Source organism: Symplocastrum torsivum (assembly GCF_059505465.1).
On the sequence record NZ_JCACKQ010000069.1, the window covers coordinates 1 to 20021 of the forward strand.

The following is a 20021-nucleotide window of genomic DNA, read 5'->3' on the forward strand; positions in this document are numbered from 1 at the left end:
ATCTGCCATGCTTGGATTATACCTTTATTCTTTCTCGATTTTCGTTTAAGTCCCGCTAACTTGACCGTATGGGTGTCAGCCGTGGTATCAGACGCGCTGCGTGAGCGTGCCTTAGGTGGAGTGACTACCTTCTTTTTCTTGGGGCAATTTCTCTCACCGATATTCAGCCAGCCCTTGAGTGAGCAGATTGGGCTTGGCACTACTTACACTTGCCGGTGGACTACTGCTGCTGCTTGCTCTTACTTTTGTGGCGATGAGACAGCAGATGATTGCTTTGACAAACAGTTCCCAAAGTAGTCATCTTTAAAAGCCCTATTGAACCCAAAGTCGTTGAGATGCTCAACCCAACTCTAGCGACCACTCTAGACTTGAAAACTCACGTCAAACAAGCCCATTCGTTAAAAATATGTAACTAAGGGATGGCTGATTTTCACAACCACATCTCAACCCTTTTAGCCTTCTTTCTGTTAACTTCTGTTCCTAAAATTGTGACAAAATCTGCCACCAACAGAGAGCAGGAGTCATAAAGTAGAATTGCGTCGAGTTAGTGCAAGCTTTGTCAGAGGCGTTATCTAAGATGAGTAGAAGTCAGCGTAGACCCTTACGACTTTACGTCGGAGAGAGTGAGAGCGACGAGAGACATGCCTCGTGGTTGGAACTCTTTTTTGATCTGGTTTTTGTTGTTGCTATTGCCCAACTGGCGCACTTTCTGCACGACGAGTTAACTTGGGCAGGAATTGGTGGTTTCGCGGCGCTGTTCGTACCCGTCTGGTGGCTGTGGATTGACTTTAGTTACTACGCCGATCAGTTCGATGTCGAGCGAGGTTCCTACCGCTTAACCATGCTTGGGGTAATGTTTGGCCTGATCGTCTTGGCAATGACTATCCCCAAGGCGTTGCACGGCGGTTCGGCTGCTTTCGCCACTATTTATACGGCTTTGCGTTTAGTCATTATCGTCTTGTACCTCCAAGCTTGGCGTTTGGTGCCGCAGTCGAGGGAACTGACGGCACGCTATACGATTAGTTTCTCCATTGCGTTCGTTTTGTGGCTGATTTCTATTTTCGTGCCCGAACCTGTTCGCTTTGTGCTTTGGGGTATTGCCCTATTTATTGAAATTAGTAACGGACCAATCACCTATGTCACGATTCGGTCGGTTCCCGCTCAAGTTTCGCACATGAACGAGCGGTTTGGTCTTTTTGTGATCATTGTGCTGGGTGAGGCGATCGTTGCTGTTGCTACAGGCGTTGCTGGCACTCAGTGGCAATGGTGGGCAACGCTTACAGGGCTTTGCGGTTTTATCATAGCCGTGAGTTTGTGGGGAATGTACTTCGAGCGGGCAGATTCCTCGGTAATTAACTGGGCGTTGAGAGGTAATAAGCAAGCTTTGCTGCCTTCTTTCGTCTATGGCTACAGTCATGTGTTTGTGTTCGCTGGCATTGTTGCAACCGGAGTCGGCATTCAGTCAGCCATTGAAGCAGCGACTAAAGGAAGCTTGACAATCGAGGCGCGGGCAGTTTTGTGTGGTGGGCTTGCAGTGTTCTTGCTAGGACTAAGTGCTGTTCAGTGGGCTGCGCCTCGTTCTCTACCCGGTCGGATTATCAGAGTTTGCGTCCTGGCGACTTGTTGTTGTGTACTTCTTGTATGGCTTGGCAGTTTTCTAGCTCCCTTGGCTCTCACAGGAGTGCTGACAGCTATTTTGGTCGGACTGGCTCTCTTTGAATCTTCCCGTTCGGCAAATATTACGCCGATTTTAGGTTGAGGTTGCTTGGGCATAGGGAGTTTTTTATGACTGAACTGACTTTAAGGGGCGAGGTTGGTGTTTACTAAACCAGCTGAGTAATTCAGACTCAAAAAAGGAAATTTCTTACTAACATCAAGCCGCACCGAATAAATCGGGGAATTAGGCAGCGATTGAGTGGTTAATGCCTTTATTGGAACTCTCTACTGCATTGTTGCGGACAAGACTTGCCATCTCTAATAGATGACTCCAGCGCTTTTGCACTTGTTTCGGTGTGATTTTCAAGGCTTTGGCAATCTCAAAATCGCTCAAATTCGCCCGTTTGAGTGATAACAACTGCTGTTGAAGGGAGTCAAGTTGAGCGACAAATGCCTCCCACTGCAGCTCGGAAAGTCCCAACTTTTGGTCAAGGTCTGCACCTAGCCATTGGTGTACCAGTTGCCAGTGAGACGAATGAGCGAACTTTTCCACATGGTATTTAAAACGCTGTTGCAGATAATCCCGCGAACGTGGTGTTAAACCCAAGATGTCGTCGATTTCCGGGGCACTCAAGTCTTGCAGCTTTAAGATTAAGTAATCCGCACAATCATTATGACCCTGAGATTCTAGGTATTCCACCAGCTCACCAATCACCCGCTCTCGCACAACCGTATCATGAGGGTCAATAGTATCAGCAACCAAACGCTCCCGCACCTGCTGCATCACGGGTGAGCGGTTTTGCATCTGGGCTTCTTCACCTTTAGCAAACTCGGTTACCTGTTCAATGTCCATGACTGTATCGCTCGGTTGGCGTTTGGCAAAGCTTTTGGCTCTGAGTACCAGTAATTGCACAGCACCATAACGGGTCATCACCCGTCGTTTGGCGTATGCAAGAGTGAACCCCATGTATTCGGCGAGTTCGATTCTTGTACGCGGGGTGTAGTTATCCGCTAAGTCATTTTCCCGTCTAAAGGCTTTGAGGGAATCGGCGTAAAAGTCTTGTAAGAAGTCTTCAATCAAGAGGTGTCGAGCGGCAAAGCTTAACTGCGTTCTTTCAGGTGCCACCTGGCGATATATCATCACACTGAGGTGGCTGTGCAGTTCCACACGTCCTTGCTTTGAACCCAGTTTATAGTACTCAATACACTTAGAGAGACGATGACGTGCCAAGGTTAACTCCCACGAACGAACGTCACCGCCGTTTTGGATGCGCTCACTCTTGGTACAAATCCGTTCGACTTCTACCACGATGCGGTTGATTACGAGAAGAGCGTTGCTGGGTAGGGAACCAAGCTGAAGTATCAGTTCTTCTTTTAATAGCTCACTCAACGCCATTGTGTCAGTAACAGTAGAATTTTCCGGAGCGTTGTCGGTTGAGAAAGAAGTTTGATGTAGGGAGTTGGTGGTGGTGGCGTTCACGGTAAAAGCTCGGCTCCTGGCTCGAATGACGGCGGTGATGACTCTTATAGAAGTTTGGTGTTGGGTTCACCTCCTTCCAGAGTCGTCAACAATTCGACTGTAAAGCGCAAGTGAGCGTCCGAGAGCTTGGCTTGTGCAGGCAAACCTTTATGGTTGTTTAACGGCTAATCGCCTTAGTTCGTTGACGGGAGTGTCGGCAACTCTTGAATGCATAGTGGAAAAGATTTGAGCGATTTTTAGGAGTCTGAGTAGAGGTCGGTGTGCTGAGTCAGTCAGGAGTGGACAATCCACAAATTGGACTGGATGAATCAGTTGGCTGTTTCATTTCAGCGGCATACCCCAAGGGAGATGAGTATTCCTTGAATTGCCGAGTACATTCACTACATTTGTCGTGAAGGTTTACCCCGTCAGTGAGAGATTTCATATTGGAGAGAGAACCCAATCCATTAGCTCACCCCTTGCTTTTTTGTAAATAGTCAGTTACATTTATTTACATAAACCCCTAACACACCAGGGCAACGAGGAAAACGACATGTTCACCACAGTTAACGAAGACGGTATCCTCAACAACTACGCTCCGAAAGTCGCTGTTTACACAGCCGAGTACCCAGCCGTATGGGAGCAGCGCCGCTACGCTCTACAAGGTGCGTTCGCTACTGTGTTCGTTGGCTTAATGATTGTGATTGCGTTTTCCGTTAGCTCTTTAGGCTAGTTCCTCCAGAGGGAAACCGCCTTGACAGCATTGTTCAATGAATTATTTTCAATCTCCCTCCTACCCCAGATAGTTACTGGGGTTTGTTTTTGAAGTCAATTCCAAAAAGCTTTTCTAAGGAGTACTTCAAGGAGTACCGACTGATCTTTCCTGATCTAACCACTGTGATGATGAATAGGAGACAGGTAGATGCACCCTGATGATTGCCTTCACCTCAAGTGTGAGGGCTTTTTGTTTTCTTGAACTTATGACGCGGGAAACCGGGCAAAAATCGGTAAGGTCTACAACAGTAAGCCTTTCATTCATCACAAAATCGAGGCTCAAATCAATAGCGAACTTCTTGCTGGGTCGTCTAGCTGTCGGAACTTCCGCAGATGCCACGGTTATTGTCTTGTTTTGTGCCTTGAGTATTACTCGGACAGCACTGGCTGATACGCCCATCCGCTTCGTCGATGTTGGCAATGATGTCTATGCCGAAGAGATTCAAGAGGCAGTGAATGCCGGACTGATTGCTGGCTTTGCTTCTGACAAGACTTTCCGTCCCCAATTAGAGGTCACTCGTGAGCAGATGGTGTCGATGGTGATAGATGCCCTGAGTAAGCTTCCCGTCAGTCCTCTAACCGTACCTTTCGATCCGCCGTCGGCTACCCCACCACTGGAAGTGAGTACCAGACCTTACCGAGATGTAGAAGTAACTCGTTGGAGTGCTGCCAAGATTAAGTGGGCAAAGGATAATGCGATTGTACTGGGCTACTCAGATGGCACTTTTCGTCCCAGCCAAAAAGTCACCCGTGCTGAGTTGATGGCGGTATTGCGTAATGCCGCTGAATTTGGTCAAGCGACGCAAGGCTCAGGTTGGGGGTCAAAGCCGCCGACAAGAGCTTTCAGTGATTTAGATAATCACTGGGCATCCAAGCCGATTCGAGAGATGTCGGCATACTGCGGTGTGGCATCTCCCTTGAATGAAACGGGAAATGCCTTTAATCCTAATCTGGCGGCACGACGCAACTATGCCACTGCCGCCACGCTGCGGATGCTCAACTGTATTAGAAACTAAGACTCTTGAACAGGGCAGTGCTTTAAGTAAAGACAACTTATCAGCCAGACTTATCAGTCTGATAAGGAACGCTTTTGTTAAGTATCTTTACAAAACTTAAACATCCCGACTATTCTGAATACATCATCAAATTCCGACTTAATAAGTCAACCGCACTTATAAAACAATGACAACCACACTACAAAGAGGGCGCAGCGCTTCCGTGTGGGAACGCTTTTGCTCCTGGGTAACCTCAACTGACAACCGCCTGTATGTAGGCTGGTTCGGCGTGTTGATGATTCCAACACTGCTTGCCGCCACCACCTGCTTCATCATCGCCTTCATCGCGGCTCCTCCAGTAGACATCGATGGTATCCGCGAACCTGTTGCTGGTTCCTTACTCTACGGAAACAACATCATCTCCGGTGCAGTTGTTCCTTCTTCCAACGCAATCGGCTTACACTTCTACCCAATCTGGGAAGCCGCCTCTTTAGATGAGTGGCTCTACAACGGTGGTCCTTACCAGTTGGTAATTTTCCACTTCCTCATCGGCGTATTCTGCTACATGGGACGTGAGTGGGAACTCTCCTACCGTTTAGGGATGCGTCCTTGGATTGCCGTAGCCTACAGTGCGCCTGTAGCAGCAGCAACCGCCGTATTCCTCATCTACCCAATCGGACAAGGTTCCTTCTCTGATGGAATGCCCTTGGGAATCTCTGGAACATTCAACTTCATGTTCGTGTTCCAGGCTGAGCACAACATCCTAATGCACCCATTCCACCAGTTAGGTGTAGCAGGTGTCTTCGGTGGTTCACTGTTCAGTGCAATGCACGGTTCCTTAGTAACCAGCTCACTGGTACGTGAAACAACCGAAACCGAGTCACAGAACTACGGTTACAAGTTCGGACAAGAAGAAGAGACCTACAACATCGTTGCGGCTCACGGCTACTTCGGTCGTCTCATCTTCCAATACGCTTCATTCAACAACAGCCGCAGCTTGCACTTCTTCCTCGCGGCTTGGCCTGTCATCGGTATCTGGTTCACCGCGTTGGGTATCAGCACGATGGCGTTCAACCTGAACGGTTTCAACTTCAACCAGTCGGTCATCGACTCTCAGGGTCGTGTGATTGGCACCTGGGCAGACGTACTCAACCGCGCCAACTTGGGTATGGAAGTAATGCACGAGCGCAATGCTCACAACTTCCCTCTGGACTTGGCTGCTGGTGAGGCAACTCCTGTTGCTCTGACTGCTCCTGTTATCAATGGCTAATTCTTGACAACTTAGGCTGAACGAAAAGCGTCTCCTATAAGGGGGCGCTTTTTGCATGGCACTCCACCCTCATCTATCCGATTAGCCTGATTGGGCTAAAACTCGCGAGCTGGAAACCTCCCAGTAAGCGATCGCATTCATCACCATCATCGGCTTACCACGGCTTATGATCGCACCAATCACTAACAGCACTCATCTGCTGTCAGTCACATCTCATACTTGGATTAGCATTTGAGATAAAGAGAATTGATGGCAGTGGATAATACTAACATCTTGGATTTAGTCGCTGGTGGGTTGGCTCTCGCTATCTTGTGCAGGGGTTTACTCCTGCTATTTCTTGGAGTCTCAGCCTTTGGCGACAAAGCTAAGTAGGCACTCTTCAGTTACCGGAGTGCAAGTCATTCAATAAGCAGAACTGCCAGAGGTAGGGTCAATCGTTTGGATAAGACGATTATCTACTGCTACCTCTGCCCAAACTTCCATAAATTCAGCCCGGTACTCTCTGAAGCTGGTCTATAGTTCTCTTGCGTCACTCCAGGCGATCGCATCCAACTCTCAAAATCTCCGACCTTCCGTTAATATTAACGGAAGGTCTGTTTTGTGTTGTTTCACATTTGTTGCACAACAGAGGGAGTTGCTCAGCCAGAGCGTGTGGCGGAGCCGGGACATTAAGCTGATTGAAAAGACGTGACAGCACTGTAAAACTATCCCTTCAGCCAGACGGCTCAAGCGAGAAAAACTTTGTATTGTTCGTTACAGCTACCTAGCCGTCTTGGGTGGTGATGTAATCGTCTTCTACCCAGAGAAAACGCCTAGTGTGATTGCTGACACTATACTGGTCGAACAGCGCCTGATCTTCGTAAAGCACAGGCATCTTGGGTTAGAGGGTCAAGGAGACGATCGCTCCTGACCACAGATGTGGATTCTGCACTGCTAGAAGAGCGCGAGCGCACCCCACCCAATTTCATTCTTTCGTTAGCTCACACAGCAGCACTGGCTTCTCGAATAAGTCAAGCTTGGCGTAATCACCATCAATGGCAGTAATTTCAAAGGGAGCAAATTGTTCGCAATGTCCGGGACATTGAGACCAATTGACGCGATCGCCTACTTGCATCGTCGTGGAGGGAAAGGAGCTGGCGGCAGGAACCTCGAAAAACTCGCTTGGAGCTACCTCAGAGGTTTTGCTCTCCCCCAACAGCGGTTTGACAAACACAGTAATGGCATTGGGCGGTATGGTAGGTTGTCCTGTGAACTTCTGATTCAAGCCAACGAACTTGTAGAGGGGGTGTGCTCGCGTCCCTATTTAACGTCGCCTCCCCACTGCCTTTGCTGCCGTCGCTGAGTGGCGCTCTTCAAGTGCGATCACGTTGACCAACAAATCAAAACCTCACCGTGAGGTTTTGATTTTTCCAAGAGTACTATTGCCTCAATTTTAGTCTCAGCGCTGACAGGGGTAAGAAGTGGTGACCAAACTATCTAGATGAACGTAGCCCTTCTAGTTTGGGATACCCCGGCAATATTGGGCTAGATGCCTATGGCTCGCTTGTCAGTGACCTCCAAGAACGTGGATTACCGGAGCTGGCGATCACGATTTTGCAAAAAAACATTACATTCAGAACTCCCACCGTTGTAACACTCGTTAATTTAGGACAACTGTTTGAGCAGGTTGGCAAACTCCCCGAAGCGATTGATGCCTATGAGAAAGCCTTGACGCTCCAACCCATTCAGGAGTTAGACAAGGATTATCAACACACAGCTCAACAGTATTTACAAGCTGTCAAGCAACGATTACAACAGTGATAAGTTCTTCTAAACCATGAGCGCTTATCACTTTACACAATAGGCTCATAACGCCTGCAACCTCTGAGGCTCAGATGGCGATCGCATCCAACTCTCGAAATTCCGACATAGCCGTTAATTTTAAAGGAAGGTCGGCAAGAAGGTGATCGCACCTCCACCTCCCTCGCGGGTCAACTTGAGTGGGATTTCCACAGATTACATATTTTGTACTTTTTGTCAACTATTTTTATTGGACTGCTGCTCTAGGTGTTTGCACACCCCACACTCAACCCTTGCTGCTGTGGTTTTATAAATCAGTCTTTAAAGAGTTTTCAGATTTTTTCAGTAACCCGTTAGTTAGGGCATAAAGCGGGCAGGGAGGCGATCGCCCTCAAGAGAGGCAATTTCACCGATTTGGTACAAAGCGATCGCGATTGTACTCAACAATAAGACAGTGCAGCAACGAGCAAGAGCGCTCCGCAACCCGATTCGATCTGAAAATGGCATCAGTAGGCAGTCCTACATTTCATCAGCACCACTTCTATTCCAAATATTTTCTTCGGAAGCTCTAAGATTTCCTCCCTTGTTGGGAGCGATCGCCTACACCAATGATGAGTCTTATTGATGAGAAGGATTGACACGATAGTTCATTTGAGTAGGTTCTCCTGATAGCTAGCTACTCAAGCTGGCGACTTTTATGGAGTGCAAAGATAATAATTTGTCAAGGACTATTGTGTAAGCCTGTTGTGGCGACAGGAAAGGCTGGTGTTATTAGACACACAGAGGCATTGTTGAACATAGCCAGTTAATTCCCGCCCGCTTCAAACGATGGTGACTAATAAACCTCAAGTGCTTGCCTATTTACATACAGACGTTTACCAGCGTTTAGCCGAGTTCAAGCAGGAGCATGGCATCCGCTCCTTATCACAGGCAGTGGAAATAGTTTTAAGCGACTACTTTGGGGTGGCTGTACCGGGGATTGCACTTCCTGCGGTTTTTTTGACCAGTAGAACCCACCTAGACAACGGTGAAAGTCCCCTGGAAGAGAAGGTTGCTGTATTAGCTAACAAATATGAGTCTCTGTGTGAGGCGATCGCACTTATTCAAAAACATACTAACTTACCGGCTGATGTGACTCTATCTTGCCAAGTAGAGAAATCTAAGGGAATCAGAAATTTGCGAGTGCGTCATGGCAATGGCGAAAACTATCAAGTTTCAAATGGTTCTGTCTTGACCTTTGAAAAATTACCGGTTAGTTTATCAGAAGAGCGGGTAAAGAAAGGATTAACCGGAGTGGCTTTAGCCGAGAGATTAAACTCTTACTCTTCGCTAATTAGTTACAAGAGATCGAAGCCGAACTTTAGCTTTTGGACTCAAGAGAAAGACCCAGATAGCATTGCTTGGGAGTATCGCTCTCGAACAAGACGATTTCATCCCATTGAGGTAAGCTGATGAGGGAGTAGGCAAGGATAGCTAGAGTGGTAGCAATTGCTTATTTGAAGGAGAAATTAGTCGATTACGCCTCGATCAATTGGTGAAGTAGCTTGAGATTTACTCATTTAATACCTCTCAACCCTCTAGAAGCTCAAAGAACGCTAGGACAAGGCTTTAATAGTTTTAGATGAAGGTCATACAAAATTTAGATGAAGCTGTTAGGATTGGAAATTTGTGAAATGCCTACTCTAGCTAGATTACCCGTTAGAAGATGAATTATTTTTGTTCATCTCAATGGGCTGAAAGGGTATATAGAAGCACTAATTTCATACTTTCTCAAAATTAGCTCTACCAGTCATAGACTAGAAATAATGTTGTTAAATTTTGTATTAGAACATTCTAAAACTCTGGAGTTTCTCGGAAGTGTTAAATGTTTTTTGCTAAAAAATCTCATAAATAATCTAGAAATAGATCTAGAAAAAATGATTTATCTTAGATGCCAATTTGAACTAAATATAAAAAAGCTCCACTTACTTGGGGAGCTTTAAATGATGAGAATGATTGAATCTTAATCTATTAAGATATTACAAGTTTACTACAGTTTCCTTCTCCACCAGTCGTCTACAAAATTTTCGGTGTAAGTATAGGCATTAAAAACTTGTTTAAGGTACTGTTGCTGAGTCTTTTGACTATGATTCATATACACAGCTAAAGCCTCAAGATTGCCTTGAACTTCGAGACAATGCTTGATTGCAATATGCCGAAATCCATGAGGGTTAAGTTGCTTGGTTTCTCCGAAAAGGTATTTAGTAGCTTTGGCGATCGCTGTGGTAACGAGCGAGTGGCAACTCTTCCTATCCAGAAGCTTCCCGAAGCTCTCTGGGTGAGAGCTACCAAAGGAGAGGAACAATGTGTCGTTGGCTTCTAAATTTGCCTTTGCTGGTTTCCAAGCCGCAATGCGCCTTTGCATCCGACCCAGTCGGTCTTCCAATCTTTCGATGTACTTCTGCTGATCTTCCACCCTCCGTTTCGACAGCCCAAGCTTTGCTAACTCAAGGCGTTGCTGCAAGTTCTCTGCATCCTCTAGCTTGTATCCGCTGAATTCCAACCAACCTTCTAAAGTTTGTATAGCGTTAAAAATTTTAGGTCGCCAGATATTAATCCAATCATCCAGGTCAGGTGTTAGAGCTGTCGGCAGCTTCCTTGCCAATTCGCCATTTTGCTGACTCAGTTTATGTTCCTCGAGAATAACAGAGTAAGACGGTTGACCGTTACCCTCTTCTCGGAAGAGGGTTTTGCCCTTTGCCCATTGTCGGATTTCTCCTTGACGCCACGGCGCGTAAACCAAAATCTTAACAATCAGATGAATTTGGTAAGCTTGAACAACAGCCTCAAGCGATCGCTCTTTGCCTTTGATCAGTTTTCCTGGCCATTGTTTAGATTGGCTAACTTTACTCGTGTTCGGAGCACAGCAAGCGAGCAAATAATCAACAACCTCAAACAACTGAGGGTAAGTTAGCTCCTTGGAGCGCCACTTCTTCTGATCCGTCTTTTTCTTATTCTGTTGGTACTGCTTGTTATATTTGCGTGCCAAGTCTTTCAGGTTCAAAATAACTGGTACATCTAGGTAGTCGCTTCGCTTAGTTTTATCAAAATTCAAAAATTTGGCAACAGCAATAGCAGTATTGACTAGAATTAGTCCATTGCAGTAAGTACGCCCCCTATCATCAACTAGCCAATCAGCGTAATCCTCCAACCGATCCAAATTCAATAATAAACCCAAATGCAATTCGGAAAGTTCATACTGACACTCTTTCACGAGATATCCATAGAAAAGGAGAATATAAGTTTCATCTTGCTTGAAGGTAGAAGGTTGAACCTTTCTCAGTTCTGGCGAAATTCTTCGTTCATTTTGCGACTGAGGGTACAATTGGCGTAGCTTTTTTTGGGCAAGCTTCCCCCCAGTAAGCCGAAATTTCTTGTATTCTTCGAGTTCATTAATAGCAGAGGCAGATAAATCTTGCTGACGTACTCCATAATGAATTTCTTCTCGGCTACGAGTGGAAAGACGGGTGTCCTTTCTTGGATGTTTAGGCATAAATTCCGGTATTTGCCTTGCTCGAAGCAGTTCTATCAAAAGTTCCCGTACCCAAGATTGCTCGAACTGCCACTTCCAATATCGCTCGAAGCTAGAACGATAGTTATTGCCAGTTCCTTTGGTAATCTGTCCAGATTTAAACGCTGCATTTAATTCCTGGTCAAGAATTTTAGAGAAAAAGTCAAATAATTCTGATTGGGTTAATGGGGAAGTTTGAGCTGTCTCAGAGTCATTAAGAAGCTTCGACTCTTTCTCATAGAGCTTAATTCCTTTTTTTATTAGTTCGGTAACTGAGGTGTTACCACAAAATTGATTAAATTCATTAGTTTTCATTTGGGAAGTCGGATATCCCAAGGCAACCAAAACATAATCCTTGAGACTTGTGCGGCAATAGCGCAGGATATTTGGATCACATTTTTTGATTTCTGAAATAGTTTGCCAGTTGGACAGTTCAAACGTGATTGTGTGCTGCGACATAAATGAATCTCCACTAATAGAAATTGAGAAGGAAAAAATAAAGACGAGGTAAATAAGTTCCCTGAACCCCTTAGCCTGAAGTTCCCCTGTACAGATGTACTGTGAAGAGTTCAAAGTTTATTTTTCCTAAAAGGATTATCACATTATCACAACTGTACCCATGTATTTTTTAGTATTACTTAACAATCTAGGGAATATTTTGGGCAATTTGTAGCCATGTATACTAAATCCTTGCTAACTGGTAACTAGGCTGGTACTTTAGTAGCCATGTATATTGAGCGTGTCCCCAATCGCAACTCTCCTCCCGCGATTCTGCTGCGGGAGTCTTATCGAGAGAATGGCAAGGTCAAAAAACGGACATTGGCTAATCTCTCTAAATGGTCGCCCCAGATGGTGGAGCAATTTCAGGCACTGCTTAAGGGTGAAGTTGTTTCCGTAGGCAAGCTCGAAGAGGTATTTGAGATTGTTCGCTCTCGCCCTCACGGTCATGTAGCCGCTATTTTGGGAACCTTACATCGTCTGAAGTTGGAGCAAGTTTTATCAGCTAGGCATAGCCGAAAGCGAGACTTGGTGGTAGCGATGGTAGCTGCCAGGATTATTAACCCCAGCTCAAAGCTGCCCCTAGCGCAAAGCCTGGATGCGGGAAATGCTACAAGCACCTTGGGCGAAGTCCTGGGAGTAGAATCAGCGACGGAGGTTGAGCTTGAGCAGGCGATGGATTGGTTGCTGCGTCATCAAGAGGCGATTGAAAAGAAACTGGTAACAAGGCATTCAGCACAAAAAACTTTAGTCTTATATAACCTCAGCTCTACTTACTTGGAAGGGCAGAAGGGAACATTACAAATTGACTTTGGTTTGTTGTGCGAGCCGAAGGGATGTCCTGTGGCTGTTGAAGTATTTGAGCGGAATACGGCTGACCCTGAAACTCTTGAGAGTCAAATTAAAAAACTGCAAGAGCGCTTCAGTTTAAAACAAGTTGTGCTAGTAGGCGACCAAGGCGTAATTACACAAGCGCGGATTACTGAAGAACTGAAACACAAAGAAGGGTTAGATTGGATTACAGCTTTACGAGCTTGCCAAATCCAACAATTATTTTCTGAGGGAGTCCTCTCCTTATCCTTATTCGATAGTTGCAATTGGGTAGAAATTTACTCACAAGCTTATCCTGATGAACGCTTAATTGCCTGTCGGAATTCTGCTTTGGCTCAAAGATGCTCTCATAAACGAGAAGAGTTATTACAGGCGACTGAACAAGAGCTAAACAAGATTGTTGCAGCTACCCAGCGTTCTCCAAATCCACGGCGCGGCAAAGATGCTATCGAAGTATGGGTAGGAAAAGTTATTAATTGTTTCAAAATGGCGAAACATTTTCGCTATGAGATTACCGATGATCACTTTAACTATCAGCGTAATATTGACAGCATTACTTCGGAAGCGGGGCTTGATGGCATTTATGTAATTCGGACTTCACTAGCAGCTGAAAAACTCACAGCTCCCGAAACTATAAATGCTTATAAAAGCCTTTCACAAGTTGAACAAGCTTTTCGTTGTTACAACTCAGCTGACCTCCAGGTTCAACCCATTTTTTACGACTTGACCCAGAAGGTTAAAGCGCACATTTTTTTGTGTATGCTAGCTTACTATGTCGAGTGGCATATGAGACAGGCATTAGCGCCATTATTGCTTGATGAAGATGACCCAGATCAGGCACAATTGTTACGTGAATCTGTGGTGGCTCCGGCAAAACGTTCAGCTAATGCACAGCGTAAGGCGCTTCCTAAGCACACAGTAGATGGACTGCCCGTACATAGCTTCCAATCATTACTTGCCAACTTGGGAACCCTTGTGAAAAATCGGGTTGAGTCTCCAGCAATGCCTGCGATCGCCTTTGACAAAATTACGCAACTCACCCCCTTGCAACACAAAGCATTTGAGCTATTGGGTGTCTCTCTATGATTTACCCAATAACGGCACAAGGCTTGCTAGCCGTTTTCCTTGTAGTTGCAATACTTCTGGGGTTTCTTGAACAAAAAGAATACAGACGTGGCTGTGTTTAGGATTTCCTTGGCTCTTGACACCATTGCCGAATCTGCTTCGGTGTCAAGCGATGAGCATTTTTCCAGAGCGCATGAATCTCTGCTAACTTGCGGCAGTGTTTTTCCGCACATTCTCGATAGCCTGTCGCCGTGCGATCGCAGAAAAAATGTTCCACACTGCTAACCGACAGACCTAAGATAACCGCCAACTCCCCGTAGGACAATTCATCATAGATTTGCAAAAACTCAAGAGGAGAAAGGGGTGTGGGGTGGTGCTTGTAAGCTTCAAGTAATGCCCACTGGCGCTGCGTTGGGTACATTGGCTACTCCTATCTTTGTTGCAAGCCTGTTTCTTGTTGAGTAGATTGACCATTTGCAAATCGCTGCGTCATTAGCAAGGCATCCTCCTCAAACAGCCAGTCACACAAAATGCCCAGTTCCTTACGGGAATAACTTTTGGCATCGAGTAAGAGCAAGTAATGGTATCCCGTCGCCTGTACGGTAGCGCTAGCAGCAAATACATAACCCACTACACGTCCAAAGTCTCCTGAAGGGACTTTGCCAAACTTCAAGGTTTGGTCAAGCTGGAATTTCGGCAACGGGAGTTGGGCAGGTAGGCTTGGAAGCAACGAAACTTCTGGGGCGATTAACTGTTCCGTGGACATGGCTTTTCTCCTAGATGCTTACTGGGTTTTCTATCAGGTAGTGCGATCACTCTTTTCAAACAGTTCCCTTGAGTTCTCTCTGGATGGATGCACTCATGAGGCTGTCGTAAGCAAAGGCTCACCTAGCTAAGCGATCGCTCTCGCCCTTGTTTCGCCAGTAAACTGGTACCTTTATTTCCAACACACTAAACCCGCACCTAAGAGCAGTCAATTAGTTTACCTACTAGTTTATGGTAACTATTAACGTGATGGTTTCAGGTATTGCATAACCATGTCGAGGATATCGGGGTGAGATTTAGCGCCACTCGCCAGCATTTCTCGAATCATGTCAGCATAAGCAAGGGTTTTCTGATATTGCTTAGGCATCTTGGCAAACTTAACCCCAGCCCCCCACTTGCTGTTAATCGTTTCTCTATCTATGCCCGTAACTTGGCTGAGAAGATCGACGCATTTGGATCTATAGCCTCTAGCAGACTCCATCTCTTGATCAGCATTCAACCATCTCCGGCAAAATTCTTGCGGCTCCATCGTTCTTTTAAGTGTCTTGCTCAAAGAGATTTTGAGCTTAAGGTTCCATTGCATCTAGACCTCTATTTACCCGCTTCTTTATGGTAAACTAGAGGGTAAACTTATTAGATTAGCTCTCCTGATGTTATCAGAGACAGGCATAAAGCCTGTGCTTTATGCTGAGTAGCTTTTAGGTTGCGATCGCACGGATGAACCAAAAGTTATTTGCCTGACTTCTAAGGAGGGATAGCTGCCATCTTCAGTAGGCAAGTACCACATCTTCCACGCTTTGAAGCTTTGGTTAAAGGCGATATGCAGATCAAAATTCCTGACAGTGTAAGGAATTTTAGGTTAGTAAATTTTGTTTGAAATTATTGGGACGTTGCAGTGCTGTTGGCTCATGCAGCTTTGCACTGAGGTGAGCGCTACTTACTCCAAAGTTCATCTCGCGAACAATTGAGTAGTTGGCATAGTGCATCAAAGTCATCTATGTCTATCCTCGGCTTTGTTTCAGCAAGCCGCCATCTGGCAATGGTTTTGGGATGCCTATATTTGCCTGTTATTTCGCCAAGACGCTCTGCCACGTCCTCATCTTTCAACCCTCTGTCATGCATAAGAAGGCTGAGTCTCCACTCAGACATTAAGGCGATAGTCACAATTTGCATAACTTAATCATGCCATAAATCTGCGTCTTCACTACTTACAGTCTATCTCAAAACAAAAATGTTCTAATTAGAGCATTAGTATTACAATTAGACAAATATTGAGGAGATAGTCACACACAGGAGGAGGTGAGGATCTGATGGAATCTATCGAACATAAGTGGCTTATCCTCTGTTGTTTGCCCGTTGGAAGTAAAGCAGTCAAATCTAACTAAACGAATGAGGAACAAGTAGTGTTTAGACTAACTGGTCATCCAGATGTAGATACTATTGGACAGCTCAATATCACAGGTAACGTAACGCCCCAGAGCTGGTATCAGCACATTCGATACAGCAATAAAAGAGGCAACTATCCCAATTTGCTTGCGATCGCTATCTTGTCGGACATTGTGTATTGGTACCGCCCTGTCGAAGTCAGAGATGAAACAACTCTCCATGTAGTTGGTTGGCGAAAGAAGTTTAAAGACGACAAGCTACAGCGAAGCCCGGATGCTTTTGCAAAGCTCTACGGTGTCTCGCTCAAACAGGTTCGAGAATCGCTGCAACTCCTACAAGAGCTAGGACTGATTGAGATTGAACTCCGACCTATCAAAACTAGATACGGCACTATTCCAAACACCATGTTCATTGGTCTCAAGCCCTATGCCATAGCCGAAATCTCTTATCAGCTAAATCCTGAAACCCTTGAAAAGTCCTTGTTACCCAATTCGGTAGGAAGGGGTGCCGAATTGGGCAACAAGGGGTGCCGGATTGGGCAACAAGGGGTGCCGAATTGGGAACCGAACCATGCCGAAATCGGCACCTTATCTATATATAGAGATTACACAGAGAATACTAAAGAGATTACACAGACAAACACATCCCTGAAACCTGCACCGGCTAAAGAATGTGTGTGTGAAGAAGAAGTTGAATTAACTGATGAGCCAAAGGATAGCTGCAAAGAAAAGACTGCTAAACCTTCAATAGACAAAGCAGAACTTGTCTCATTTGAGGCTGAATCACCACGAACCCAAGCGAAGAGACAATCCCAAAGACGTACCCAAGACTCTCCATTCACAGTTTGGAAGGAAAAAGTTGACCTTGCAACCTGGAAAGCATTCATTAACTGGAAAGCACAACAAGCACCATCATCTGTACGTGACAAGCTAGCGTGGGCTTACAACACACTTAAGACAAATCTGGAACGTACTCAGCTTTCGTTTGAGAGCTTCCAGCAAGAAGCACAGTCACAGACACAAACACAAAACACGAAACTAGATGCCACTCCCGACCTTAAATCCTGGGATAGAGCGCAACATATCGAGCTAGCACAGCAGTATTTGGCAAAAGGTGTACCATTCTTGAAAGAGCAACCCTGGCATCCAAAATGGGTAGAGTTTGTGCAAGCTACTATGCCCGCATTCTTTGATGAGATGCAAGGAGTATCAACATGAGCGCTACAGGACTTAATTTTAGTGCTTTTAGCGATCGCCTCCCTCCTCAAAATGTTGATGCCGAGGAGTCGATCCTTGGAGGGATAATGCTCGACCCGGAAGCAATTGGTCGGGTAGCTGATCTGCTGCGTGCGGAAGCCCTCTACATTAATGCCCACAAAGAAATTTATAAAGCTGCCTTAGCCCTCCACAGCCAAGGTAAACCGACGGATTTGATGAGCGTCACCACTTGGCTATATGACCACGAGCTACTGGAAAAAGTTGGGGGTCAGAGTAAGTTAGCGCAGCTAGTTGAGCGCACTGTGTCAGCTGTCAATGTTGATCGCTACGCAACATTGGTGATGGACAAGTATCTGCGCCGTCAGCTCATCCAGACAGGCAACGAGATTGTTCAGCTAGGTTACGAAACATCCATTGAGTTAGAAACTGTCCTTGAGCAATCCGAGCAAAAAGTATTCAATGTTGCAGGGCAGCGTCATGAAACGAGCAATTGCGTCGAGGCAGTTAATGAAATACTGATTCGTAACTTTCAAGAGATTGAAGACTATGCGGCTGGTGTTTCTCAACCAGGATTAAACACTGGACTGGTTGAAGTTGACCGAATCACTGGAGGATTGCAACGACAGGATTTAATTATCATCGCTGGTAGACCATCGACTGGTAAAACCGCCCTTAGTCTCAATCTGGCTCACAACATCGTCATGTTACATAAACTGCCAGTGGTCATCTTTAGCCTAGAGATGTCCAAAGAACAATTAACCTATCGACTTTTGGCTCGAACCGCTCGAATCGAGTGTGAGCGTCTAAAGGCTGGGCGAATTGCACTCGGAGAATGGAAGATGCTAAGTCAGGCGGTAGATGAACTCTCTAAACTCAACATTTTCATTGATGACAGCTCGAATCCTTCAATTTTTGACATTAGAGCTAGGTTACGCCTAGTAGCATCTCAGCATGGGCAACTAGGCATGGTATTGGTGGATTACCTTCAACTTATGGGGAGTGAGAACGAAAACAAGTTTCGTGTGCAGGAACTCGATAAAATTACTCGCTGCCTCAAGCAATTAGCCAAAGATTTTAATGTGCCAGTCGTCTGTATTTCGCAGTTAAACCGAGGAGTAGAGAATCGACAAGACAAACGCCCAATGATATCTGATTTACGTGATAGCGGGGCGATTGAGCAGGTAGCCGATGTAATTGCGCTTGTTTACCGAGAAGACTACTACAACTGTAACACCCCAAAGCGGGGGATTGTTGAAATGATTGTTGGTAAGCAACGCAATGGTTCTACTGGCACTGTAGAGCTTTTCTTCGAGCGGGAATATTCTCGGTTTATCGACTTGCATTACTAATAACTAGAACTAAAAATGGAACTTAGAGAAAACCCAGTACCAGCACCAAAGGTACAAGCGGATGACCAAGCTGTTTGGAGTGGTCTAAGAGCTTACAAATGCTACTGCTGTCACGACACTGGCTATGTCGTGCGGATAGAGAGAGTGTTGAAAAATCCGCACCTTTTTAGTCGTCCGATTCTCTGCCAGCGTGTCGGTTGCGCTGCCTCTGCCAAAGTTCAGGATGACCAATCAATCGTTGATAGACAACTGACTTCAGAAGAATGTAGGAAGTTGCATGAGATCGGGAGAGATGATTGGCACATGAGCGAAGCTAACTGGCATCAACAGCGGCAAAAAGCATTGCTGAAGCTCTGGAGCGAACAAGCCACAAAGGGTCTTAAAAATTCTGAGTGAAGGGCACTCATCTTATATAGGCTCTCGTCAATCGACAACTGACTAACCCAATCACAATAATCCAGAGGAGCCAGAGGGATATCTATTTCTCCAGCACAAGAACGCTTGTGCGAGGGATGCGATCGCTTGGTTGTATCCTCGTTATTCTTCTTTGATAGCTGTTGAGGTAACCTTCCAGAGTTCTGTCACAACATGAAGACCGAAATGTTCTTGAAACTCTGCAACCAACGGCAAGGGAACCAGCAAATGGTTGCCCTGCTCTTCGAGCAGGTTTAGACCGGGTGCCACCAGAGGAATCAAGGTGCCAAGGAGCTGACCCTTAGACGAACCAGAAAGTTTGAGTGTCTGCCACTGGATCAATAGCTTAAAGCCGAGTACCTCAATAATCTCGCTCACCCGAAGAAACTGCGAATTATCCAGAGACCGGAGCGACTTGGAAATCGAGCTATGGATGCCCTGATAACCAGATGTTATACCCCGACGGGTAGCTATAGCTGAGGCGATTTGAGAAACTTTCATTCCTGCCGCCAAGTCCTGCACAATCTGTCTGAGTTGTTCTGGCGATTTCACGATTAGCGCCGGTTTGTCTGGGCAAGCGACAGCGAACTCTCCCCCTAAAGCTGTAACGATGTCAAAAACCATCGGCAACTTGGAGCGTTCGATTGCCTGAAGAGCGTCAGTCACGGCCTTTTGCAGGCTGCGGTAGTTGGTTTCACCACGCAGATAGCAGATGAGTTTCGTCACGCCGTAAGCCGAAAGATCGTAGGAGTGCATTCGCTGCTCAATACAGCTAGTAACAGTAGTTGGCTCCCTCAAGAAGCCAGCAGAAGTAGACATTGCCTTGCGCGGACTCTCATAAAATTGACATCTTGAAAGCTTCAAGGTGAAAGAACAAATAGGCACAGGTCACTCGTCGCTTGGCGAGCGACTTTTAGGCGCGCACGAGAGCGCCAAGCAAGCGAACAATGCGCGGCTGTTCATGTTTAGAGTTTGTCACTTCCGATCATTACATACATACAGCCAAAACTTTC

At 45.9% G+C, this 20021-nt stretch carries 22 protein-coding genes; 11 read left to right on the forward strand and 11 right to left on the reverse strand.

Annotated features, from left to right (window positions below; translation table 11 throughout):
* Both AC5JL3_RS20365 and AC5JL3_RS20370 read left to right on the forward strand, forming a co-directional pair.
* The coding region (locus AC5JL3_RS20365) for a hypothetical protein (protein WP_496076206.1) at nt 1-297 on the forward strand (297 nt) is incomplete at its 5' end.
* Between the two features lie 280 nt (nt 298-577).
* Nucleotides 578-1759 (forward strand): low temperature requirement protein A, encoded by a 1182-nt coding sequence (locus AC5JL3_RS20370; protein WP_496076207.1) that lies wholly within the window; start codon nt 578-580, stop codon nt 1757-1759.
* Between the two features lie 141 nt (nt 1760-1900).
* On the opposite strand, the gene AC5JL3_RS20375 is transcribed toward AC5JL3_RS20370, so the two are convergent.
* Nucleotides 1901-3136 (reverse strand): hypothetical protein, encoded by a 1236-nt coding sequence (locus AC5JL3_RS20375; protein ID WP_496076208.1) that lies wholly within the window; start codon nt 3134-3136, stop codon nt 1901-1903.
* 532 nt (nt 3137-3668) lie between these two features.
* Here AC5JL3_RS20375 and psb34 point away from each other — a divergent pair.
* The 3 genes from psb34 (at nt 3669) to psbA (ending at nt 6154) form a co-directional block, all read left to right on the forward strand.
* On the forward strand, nt 3669-3848 hold the full coding sequence (gene psb34, locus AC5JL3_RS20380; RefSeq protein WP_496074715.1) for a photosystem II assembly protein Psb34: 180 nt from the start codon (nt 3669-3671) through the stop codon (nt 3846-3848).
* Between the two features lie 247 nt (nt 3849-4095).
* Nucleotides 4096-4905 (forward strand): S-layer homology domain-containing protein, encoded by an 810-nt coding sequence (locus AC5JL3_RS20385; RefSeq protein WP_496076209.1) that lies wholly within the window; start codon nt 4096-4098, stop codon nt 4903-4905.
* A gap of 166 nt (nt 4906-5071) precedes the next feature.
* The gene (psbA, locus tag AC5JL3_RS20390) at nt 5072-6154 is read left to right on the forward strand and encodes a photosystem II q(b) protein (protein ID WP_496076210.1); all 1083 of its coding nucleotides are present in this window, start codon (nt 5072-5074) and stop codon (nt 6152-6154) included.
* A gap of 964 nt (nt 6155-7118) precedes the next feature.
* Here the strand turns inward: psbA and AC5JL3_RS20395 are convergent.
* Complete coding sequence (locus AC5JL3_RS20395; RefSeq protein ID WP_496076211.1) at nt 7119-7418, reverse strand: hypothetical protein; 300 nt, start codon at nt 7416-7418, stop codon at nt 7119-7121.
* 236 nt (nt 7419-7654) lie between these two features.
* Between AC5JL3_RS20395 and AC5JL3_RS20400 the strand changes: the two genes are divergently transcribed.
* Nucleotides 7655-7954 carry a hypothetical protein gene (locus AC5JL3_RS20400; protein ID WP_496076212.1) on the forward strand — a complete coding sequence of 100 codons (300 nt, stop codon included), beginning with the start codon at nt 7655-7657 and terminating at the stop codon, nt 7952-7954.
* Between the two features lie 70 nt (nt 7955-8024).
* Here AC5JL3_RS20400 and AC5JL3_RS20405 read toward each other — a convergent pair whose 3' ends face one another.
* Entirely contained in the window at nt 8025-8174 is a 150-nt protein-coding gene (locus AC5JL3_RS20405; protein WP_496076213.1) for a hypothetical protein, read from the reverse strand.
* 116 nt (nt 8175-8290) lie between these two features.
* Nucleotides 8291-8440, reverse strand: coding sequence for a hypothetical protein (locus tag AC5JL3_RS20410; protein ID WP_496076214.1), 150 nt, complete (start codon nt 8438-8440; stop codon nt 8291-8293).
* Nucleotides 8441-8761: 321 nt separating this feature from the next.
* On the opposite strand from AC5JL3_RS20410, the gene AC5JL3_RS20415 reads away from it, so the two are divergent.
* Entirely contained in the window at nt 8762-9385 is a 624-nt protein-coding gene (locus tag AC5JL3_RS20415) for a hypothetical protein (RefSeq protein WP_496076215.1), read from the forward strand.
* Nucleotides 9386-9962: 577 nt separating this feature from the next.
* Here AC5JL3_RS20415 and AC5JL3_RS20420 read toward each other — a convergent pair.
* Nucleotides 9963-11942 (reverse strand): site-specific integrase, encoded by a 1980-nt coding sequence (locus AC5JL3_RS20420; RefSeq protein WP_496076216.1) that lies wholly within the window; start codon nt 11940-11942, stop codon nt 9963-9965.
* Nucleotides 11943-12209: 267 nt separating this feature from the next.
* Here AC5JL3_RS20420 and AC5JL3_RS20425 point away from each other — a divergent pair, with 267 nt between their 5' ends.
* The gene (locus AC5JL3_RS20425) at nt 12210-13898 is read left to right on the forward strand and encodes an IS1634 family transposase (RefSeq protein WP_496076217.1); all 1689 of its coding nucleotides are present in this window, start codon (nt 12210-12212) and stop codon (nt 13896-13898) included.
* A gap of 97 nt (nt 13899-13995) precedes the next feature.
* On the opposite strand, the gene AC5JL3_RS20430 is transcribed toward AC5JL3_RS20425, so the two are convergent.
* The 5 genes from AC5JL3_RS20430 to AC5JL3_RS20450 form a co-directional block, all read right to left on the reverse strand.
* Nucleotides 13996-14298: a hypothetical protein gene (locus AC5JL3_RS20430; RefSeq protein WP_496076218.1), complete on the reverse strand. Its 303-nt coding sequence runs from the start codon at nt 14296-14298 to the stop codon at nt 13996-13998.
* A gap of 9 nt (nt 14299-14307) precedes the next feature.
* Nucleotides 14308-14643 carry a hypothetical protein gene (locus AC5JL3_RS20435; RefSeq protein ID WP_496076219.1) on the reverse strand — a complete coding sequence of 112 codons (336 nt, stop codon included), beginning with the start codon at nt 14641-14643 and terminating at the stop codon, nt 14308-14310.
* 240 nt (nt 14644-14883) lie between these two features.
* A complete protein-coding gene (locus tag AC5JL3_RS20440) occupies nt 14884-15171 on the reverse strand; it encodes a hypothetical protein (RefSeq protein ID WP_496076220.1) in 288 nt (95 codons plus the stop codon).
* 325 nt (nt 15172-15496) lie between these two features.
* A complete protein-coding gene (locus AC5JL3_RS20445) occupies nt 15497-15637 on the reverse strand; it encodes a hypothetical protein (protein WP_496076236.1) in 141 nt (46 codons plus the stop codon).
* Nucleotides 15576-15815 carry a helix-turn-helix domain-containing protein gene (locus AC5JL3_RS20450; RefSeq protein ID WP_496076221.1) on the reverse strand — a complete coding sequence of 80 codons (240 nt, stop codon included), beginning with the start codon at nt 15813-15815 and terminating at the stop codon, nt 15576-15578. The genes AC5JL3_RS20445 and AC5JL3_RS20450 overlap by 62 nt, the downstream gene beginning before the upstream one ends.
* A gap of 230 nt (nt 15816-16045) precedes the next feature.
* Between AC5JL3_RS20450 and AC5JL3_RS20455 the strand changes: the two genes are divergently transcribed.
* Genes AC5JL3_RS20455 through AC5JL3_RS20465 form a run of 3 tightly spaced genes read left to right on the forward strand, consistent with a single transcriptional unit; the run spans nt 16046 to nt 18990 of the window.
* Nucleotides 16046-17245: a hypothetical protein gene (locus AC5JL3_RS20455; RefSeq protein ID WP_496076222.1), complete on the forward strand. Its 1200-nt coding sequence runs from the start codon at nt 16046-16048 to the stop codon at nt 17243-17245.
* Nucleotides 17242-18594 (forward strand): replicative DNA helicase, encoded by a 1353-nt coding sequence (gene dnaB, locus AC5JL3_RS20460; RefSeq protein ID WP_496076223.1) that lies wholly within the window; start codon nt 17242-17244, stop codon nt 18592-18594. Before AC5JL3_RS20455 ends, dnaB begins: the two co-directional genes overlap by 4 nt.
* A 15-nt stretch (nt 18595-18609) precedes the next feature.
* Complete coding sequence (locus AC5JL3_RS20465; protein WP_496076224.1) at nt 18610-18990, forward strand: hypothetical protein; 381 nt, start codon at nt 18610-18612, stop codon at nt 18988-18990.
* A 141-nt stretch (nt 18991-19131) separates the two neighbouring features.
* On the opposite strand, the gene AC5JL3_RS20470 is transcribed toward AC5JL3_RS20465, so the two are convergent.
* Nucleotides 19132-19827 carry a hypothetical protein gene (locus AC5JL3_RS20470; RefSeq protein WP_496076225.1) on the reverse strand — a complete coding sequence of 232 codons (696 nt, stop codon included), beginning with the start codon at nt 19825-19827 and terminating at the stop codon, nt 19132-19134.
* Nucleotides 19828-20021: the final 194 nt, after the last annotated feature.

Excerpts from the sequence above, each read along its gene's own strand:
- AC5JL3_RS20370 (WP_496076207.1), top strand. The coding sequence starts at position 578 with ATGAGTAGAAGTCAGCGTAGACCCTTACGACTTTACGTCGGAGAGAGT.
- psb34 (WP_496074715.1), top strand. The coding sequence starts at position 3,669 with ATGTTCACCACAGTTAACGAAGACGGTATCCTCAACAACTACGCTCCG.
- AC5JL3_RS20385 (WP_496076209.1), top strand. The coding sequence starts at position 4,096 with ATGACGCGGGAAACCGGGCAAAAATCGGTAAGGTCTACAACAGTAAGC.
- psbA (WP_496076210.1), top strand. The coding sequence starts at position 5,072 with ATGACAACCACACTACAAAGAGGGCGCAGCGCTTCCGTGTGGGAACGC.
- AC5JL3_RS20410 (WP_496076214.1), bottom strand. The coding sequence starts at position 8,440 with ATGCCATTTTCAGATCGAATCGGGTTGCGGAGCGCTCTTGCTCGTTGC.
- AC5JL3_RS20415 (WP_496076215.1), top strand. The coding sequence starts at position 8,762 with ATGGTGACTAATAAACCTCAAGTGCTTGCCTATTTACATACAGACGTT.
- AC5JL3_RS20420 (WP_496076216.1), bottom strand. The coding sequence starts at position 11,942 with ATGTCGCAGCACACAATCACGTTTGAACTGTCCAACTGGCAAACTATT.
- AC5JL3_RS20425 (WP_496076217.1), top strand. The coding sequence starts at position 12,210 with ATGTATATTGAGCGTGTCCCCAATCGCAACTCTCCTCCCGCGATTCTG.
- AC5JL3_RS20430 (WP_496076218.1), bottom strand. The coding sequence starts at position 14,298 with ATGTACCCAACGCAGCGCCAGTGGGCATTACTTGAAGCTTACAAGCAC.
- AC5JL3_RS20435 (WP_496076219.1), bottom strand. The coding sequence starts at position 14,643 with ATGTCCACGGAACAGTTAATCGCCCCAGAAGTTTCGTTGCTTCCAAGC.
- AC5JL3_RS20440 (WP_496076220.1), bottom strand. The coding sequence starts at position 15,171 with ATGGAGCCGCAAGAATTTTGCCGGAGATGGTTGAATGCTGATCAAGAG.
- AC5JL3_RS20445 (WP_496076236.1), bottom strand. The coding sequence starts at position 15,637 with ATGACTTTGATGCACTATGCCAACTACTCAATTGTTCGCGAGATGAAC.
- AC5JL3_RS20450 (WP_496076221.1), bottom strand. The coding sequence starts at position 15,815 with ATGCAAATTGTGACTATCGCCTTAATGTCTGAGTGGAGACTCAGCCTT.
- dnaB (WP_496076223.1), top strand. The coding sequence starts at position 17,242 with ATGAGCGCTACAGGACTTAATTTTAGTGCTTTTAGCGATCGCCTCCCT.
- AC5JL3_RS20465 (WP_496076224.1), top strand. The coding sequence starts at position 18,610 with ATGGAACTTAGAGAAAACCCAGTACCAGCACCAAAGGTACAAGCGGAT.
- AC5JL3_RS20470 (WP_496076225.1), bottom strand. The coding sequence starts at position 19,827 with ATGTCTACTTCTGCTGGCTTCTTGAGGGAGCCAACTACTGTTACTAGC.